Here is a 5,392-nt window from a genome sequence, read left to right on the forward strand (position 1 = left end):
GGGGCGAAGGCCTGCTCGAGGGCCGGGTCGGCGTCGCTGCTGAGGAGCGGGCCGGGGTGCGCGGCGGCACCGACTCGGGACGGGTCGAATCCACCGGTGACACCGTCGGGTCGGGCGAACCGGGCGACTTCGTCCTCGCCCACGGCCGGCCGATGGATCGGGGCGGGTTCACGAAGCGGGCGGTCCGGTTCCCCGTCCCGCGCCGTGTGCCCGGGCGCGCCTGTGTCGTCCTCCACCCGGCCCACCCTAGTTGCCGCGTCGCCACAGCCGGCGAAGCAGTCTCGACCAACCGTGGGTCTCCTCGGACCCGGCCACCGGATCGGGGCCCGTCCGCGTGACCGGATCGGGTGCGTCCTCGAGTGACCGCAGCCGTTCGAGGAGTTCGCGGGGCATCTGGATGGGGCCGGATCCGCGCAGTGCGCGGCGTGCCTCACGCTGGTCCTCGACCTCCCGACGACAGTGCGGACACCGGGCCAGGTGGGCGTCGGCCCGGGACTGCCCCGAGGGCGGTAGCCGACCGTCGACATAGGCTGCGGCGGCTTCCGTGGAGAGGTGGTCGGTGGACAGGAAGCTCTCTCTGGCGCGGGGCGTGCCGGTCCTGTCGACCACTTTCCGCGCCGAGTCGAACGACAGCGTGAACTCGGGGCCGGGTCCGCGTTCGTGGAGGTGTCTGTCCACGCCCCTCCCCTTCTCCGGTCATCTCGTGGGCTCGTCCGAGTCCCCGTCGAGGGGTCAACGTCCGGCGTACCCGCAGGGTTCCCGCGCCGCCACCCGCTGTTCCCGGTACGGACGCGGGTTGTGCCGATCGCCGGAGGGATCAGTCGATGCGCTGGTGGGCGCCGGTGACCCCGGCCGCCTCGAGTTCCGCACGCAACGCGGCCCGTCCGCGGTGGATCCGGCTCCTGACGGTGCCCATCTTCACGCCCAGGATGCGTCCGACCTCCTCGTAGCTGAGGTCCTCGATGTCACTGAGGACCACGGCGGCGCGGAACTCCGGAGACAGGTTGGCCAGCGCGGTCTGCAGGACGGGGTCGAACGTCTCCTCCGAGATCACCTGCTCCGGGCTGCGTTCTCGACCGGGCACCCTTTCGGCGTCCTCGGGCAGCGCCTCGAAGCGGATGCGCCCGCGCCGGCGTGCGGAATCGAGGAACAGGTTGGTGACGATGCGGTGCATCCAGCCCTCGAAGGTCCCCGGCTTGTAGCGGTCCAGCGAGCGGAACACCCTGATGAACGCCTCCTGGGTGATGTCCTCGGCGTCGTGGGCGTTCCCGCAGAGGCGGTACGCCAGGCGGTAGACACGGTCACCGTGCTGCGCGACGAGCTCGTACCAGGACGGCATGTCCGTAGCCTCGCCGGTGGCGTCGAAACGAGCGGTCCCGGCCGCCTCGTCGAGGGCGACCGGTGCGATCGCCGTCCCGTGCACGGTTCGTGAGTACATGCGCTGCCGCCGCCTTCCGGCCCGGGCCTGTGGGAGCCCGCGCGGTGGTGGCCGCGCCCTCGTGGCGCGACGTGTGCCCACCCTCCCCTACGGGGCTGTCCTCACGGTATACGCGTACTGAGACAGCCCTGAGAGTCTGATACCGATCCGATCACCGCGCGTTGGTCACCGCTGCCTCCCCGGTCGGGGATACGCTGCTCAGGTGTCCGATTCCTCTGATGTCCCCGCCACCGATCGCTCCGGTCTCGACGGGATGGCGCAACGCAGCGCCGCCCTCGTCGACGACTCGCTCTACGCCTCCGCACGGGCCGAGGCCGAGGAACTCGGGGCCGCCTCGCCGGACGCCCTGACCGCGGACGCGATCCGCCTGGTGGCCCGCTTGAACGGCACCCGCGCCGCCGTGTGCATCACCCCCGCACCGGGAGTCCCCGCTCTGGCGATCCTCGCGGCGGCCGCGCCCGGCTCCGGAACCGTGGTCACCTGCATCACCGACGACCCGCATCACCTCGAGGCGGCGCGATCGGCCGTCCGCGGCGCGGGCCATCCGGCCTCCTCCGCCCGCTACATCGCCGCGCGGCCGCTCGAGGTGGCCGACAAACTCGCGGACGGCGCCTACGACCTCGTGGTCGCGGACGTCCCGGCGCATTCGGTGCCGCGCGTGATCTCCCGATCCCACCAGCTGTTGCGCGCCGGCGGCGCGCTGGTCCTGATGGGCGAGCACGCCCCGCTGCCCGAGGACGCGGAGCTCCCCGAGCGCGCGCACGTCACGGTGCTCCCCGTGGGGACCGGCCTGACCGTGGTCACCCTCTGAGCGGTCCTCCCCTCCCGAGGGTTCACCCCCCGGGGCGCGAGGTCAGCCCTGCAGTGAGGTGGTGGTGTTCTTGGCGACGCTCACCACGCCGCCCGCGCTGACCGGGAACCGGCTGCGGTCGCGTTCGTGATCCACACCGATCAGGTCCCCGTCGCCGATGTGGCAGTTCTTGTCGACGATCGCCTTGCGGACCACGGCCCCGCGACCGATGCGGACGCCCGGCATGAGGACACTGCCCTCGACGACCGCCCCGTCCTCGACGATGACGTTGTTCGACAACACCGAGTTGCGCACGGTGGCGGCGGAGACGATCGTCCCCGAGCCGACCATGGACTCCTGGGACATGCCGCCGTTGACGAACTTCGCCGGCGGCAGGTTGTCCTGCTGGGTCCGGATGGGCCACAGGGAGTTGTAGAGGTTGAACACGGGGTGCACCGACACCAGGTCCATGTGCGCGTCGTAGAACGCGTCGATGGTGCCCACGTCGCGCCAGTACCCGGCATCACGCTCGGTCTCGCCGGGGACGTTGTTCAGGGCGAAGTCGTAGACGTAGGCCCGCTCCTGCTCGACGAGGGCCGGGATGATGTCGCCGCCCATGTCGTGGGTGGAGTCGGGCTTCTCCGCGTCCGCCTTGAGCGCCTCGATGAGGGCGTCGGTGGTGAAGATGTAGTTGCCCATGGAGGCGAAGGTCGCGTCCGGATCATCCGGCGTGCCCGGGGGGTCGGAGGGCTTCTCGACCCAGCCGCGGATCAGGTCGTCGTCGCCGGCGTCGATGCAGCCGAACGCGAACGCCTCGCTGCGCGGGACACGGATCCCCGCGACGGTCACGGTGGCGCCGGTGGAGATGTGGTGGTCCAGCATCTGCCTGGGGTCCATCCGGTACACGTGGTCCGCGCCGAACACGACGATGTGGTCCGGCTTCTCGTCGTAGACCAGGTTGAGCGACTGCAGGATCGCGTCGGCCGACCCGGTGTACCAGCGGGGGCCCAGACGTTGCTGGGCGGGGACCGGTGCGACGTACTCGCCGCCCATCCCGCGCATGTGCCACACCTGGGCGATGTGGCGGTCCAGCGAGTGGGACTTGTACTGGGTGAGGACGCAGATCTGCATGAACCCCGCGTTGACGAGGTTGCTGAGCACGAAGTCGATGAGACGGTAGGACCCCCCGAACGGCACCGCGGGTTTGGCCCGGTCCGCCGTGAGCGGGAAGAGTCGCTTGCCCTCGCCACCGGCGAGGACGATTGCTAGGACGTGCGGCTGATTCCTCACGCCCCCACCGTATCGACTCCGCCCTCACCCGGACCGGTCATCGTGGGGTTTGCCCCCGCCCAGTACCGAACCGTAACCCCGCGGTCGGGCGGTGTTCGCCGGGCACGCCTCGGGCGGGGGCCCGAGCGACTACCTTGGCCGGTGTGCGAGTAGCGATGATGACGAGGGAGTACCCGCCGGAGGTCTACGGCGGTGCCGGAGTGCACGTGACCGAACTGGTGGCCAACCTACGGCCGCTGTGCGAGGTGGACGTGCTGTGCATGGGGGCCGACCGCGACACCGCCCGCGCTTTCCGACCGGATCCCGAGTTGGGCGCGGACGCCAACCCCGCGATCCAGACTCTCTCCGCCGGGTTGCGCATGAGCGTCGCGGCCGAGGGCGCGGACCTCGTCCACTCCCACACCTGGTACACGGGGCTCGCCGGGCACCTCGCGGGGCAGCTCTACGGCATCCCGCACGTCGTATCCGCGCATTCACTGGAACCCAGCCGGCCGTGGAAGGCCGAGCAGCTCGGCGGTGGATACCGGGTCTCGTCGTGGTCGGAGCGCACCGCCTTCGCGGGAGCCGACGCGGTGGTCGCGGTGAGCGCCCGGATGAAGGACGAGATCCTGCGCGTCTACCCCGAGATCGACCCGGACCGCATCCACGTGATCCTCAACGGCATCGACACCTCCGTGTGGTCACCCGTCGAGACCTTCGCCGGCGAGGGTTCGGTCCTGCGCCGGAACGGGGTGGACCCGGACCGGCCGATCGTGGCGTTCGTCGGACGGATCACCCGGCAGAAGGGCGTGCCCCACCTGGTGCGCGCCGCCCGGGACTTCCACCCTGACGCCCAGCTGGTGCTGTGCGCCGGCGCCCCGGACACCCCCGAGATCGCCGCCGAGATGGAGTCGCTGGTGGCGGAGCTGCAGTCCACCCGCGACGGTGTGTTCTGGCTGCGCGACATGCTGCCGCGCGAGGAGGTCATCGAGATCCTCTCCGCCGCGACGGTCTTCGCCTGCCCGTCGGTCTACGAGCCACTGGGCATCGTCAACCTGGAGGCGATGGCGTGCGACACGGCGGTCGTGGCGTCCGATGTCGGCGGGATCCCCGAGGTGGTCGTCGACGGCGAGACGGGCACCCTCGTCCACTACGACGCATCCGCGACCGACGCATTCGAGGCCGGGCTCGCGGCTGCCGTCAACGACCTGGTGGCGGACCCGGGCAAGGCCGCCCGGATGGGGCTGGCGGGCAAGGAGCGGGCCCGTACCCGGTTCTCGTGGGAGGCGATCGCCGAGCAGACCCATCGGATGTACGCCTCACTGCTGTAGAGGCTCCCCCGGCCGTGGAGGCGGCCTCCCGGCCGGCAGCGCCCGGTAGGTGTGCACCTCGACGTGTATCCGGACCGGGCGGTCCTGCGGGCCCAACCGGGCCTCGAGCCCGGACCTGTCGAGGTGAACGCCGCTCGGCCCCATGAGCGCCAGGTCCACGGCCACCGGGGCGGGGACCTCGGTGAGCACGTCGACGGTACGCACCTCGCCGGGGCGGAAGTGGTCGGCGAGGTCCGCGTCCAGGCGGTCCGACTTGTCCGGGGCCGGCTCCAGCATGCCGCCGGCCGAACGCAGCGGCTCGAGATGGCCCGGCCCGGGAACGGCGACGACCAACGTGCCACCCGGCCGGAGCACCCGGGCGAACTCCGCCGGGTTCCTCGGGGCGAAGACCACCTGCACCAGATCGACGCAGTCGTCCGCGAGCGGGAGTCCGTCCCAGGTGTCCGCGACCAGGGCCGCGACGTCATCGTGGACCCTGGCGAGTCGGCGCGCCGCCGCGGTGGAGATCTCCGTGCCGATCCCGAGCGCGCCGGCCGGTCGCCCGGCCCCCGCCAGCGCGTCGAC

The 5,392-nt window shown here is 71.6% G+C and carries 5 protein-coding genes and 1 pseudogene; 2 read left to right on the forward strand and 4 right to left on the reverse strand.

Features of this window, described 5'->3' with window-relative positions; all coding sequences use genetic code 11:
- Positions 1 to 246: 246 nt before the first annotated feature.
- A complete protein-coding gene (locus G6023_RS08250) occupies positions 247 to 678 on the reverse strand; it encodes an anti-sigma factor family protein (RefSeq protein ID WP_182634940.1) in 432 nt (143 codons plus the stop codon).
- A 139-nt stretch (positions 679 to 817) separates the two neighbouring features.
- A complete protein-coding gene (gene sigE, locus G6023_RS08255) occupies positions 818 to 1,438 on the reverse strand; it encodes an RNA polymerase sigma factor SigE (protein WP_182634942.1) in 621 nt (206 codons plus the stop codon).
- 202 nt (positions 1,439 to 1,640) lie between these two features.
- Between sigE and G6023_RS08260 the strand changes: the two genes are divergently transcribed.
- Complete coding sequence (locus G6023_RS08260) at positions 1,641 to 2,249, forward strand: O-methyltransferase (RefSeq protein ID WP_096905235.1); 609 nt, start codon at positions 1,641 to 1,643, stop codon at positions 2,247 to 2,249.
- Between the two features lie 42 nt (positions 2,250 to 2,291).
- Here G6023_RS08260 and glgC read toward each other — a convergent pair whose 3' ends face one another.
- Positions 2,292 to 3,518, reverse strand: coding sequence for a glucose-1-phosphate adenylyltransferase (gene glgC, locus G6023_RS08265; protein ID WP_182634943.1), 1,227 nt, complete (start codon positions 3,516 to 3,518; stop codon positions 2,292 to 2,294).
- Between the two features lie 143 nt (positions 3,519 to 3,661).
- Here glgC and glgA point away from each other — a divergent pair, with 143 nt between their 5' ends.
- Complete coding sequence (gene glgA / locus G6023_RS08270; RefSeq protein WP_069388937.1) at positions 3,662 to 4,828, forward strand: glycogen synthase; 1,167 nt, start codon at positions 3,662 to 3,664, stop codon at positions 4,826 to 4,828.
- Here the strand turns inward: glgA and G6023_RS08275 are convergent.
- A pseudogene (locus tag G6023_RS08275) lies at positions 4,817 to 5,392 on the reverse strand (methyltransferase type 11); the annotation flags it as partial. The gene glgA and the pseudogene G6023_RS08275 sit on opposite strands and share 12 nt — an antisense overlap.

This window comes from Dietzia sp. DQ11-71 (assembly GCF_014144995.1).
GTDB lineage: Bacteria > Actinomycetota > Actinomycetes > Mycobacteriales > Mycobacteriaceae > Dietzia > Dietzia kunjamensis.

Excerpts from the sequence above, each read along its gene's own strand:
- sigE (WP_182634942.1), bottom strand. The coding sequence starts at position 1,438 with ATGTACTCACGAACCGTGCACGGGACGGCGATCGCACCGGTCGCCCTC.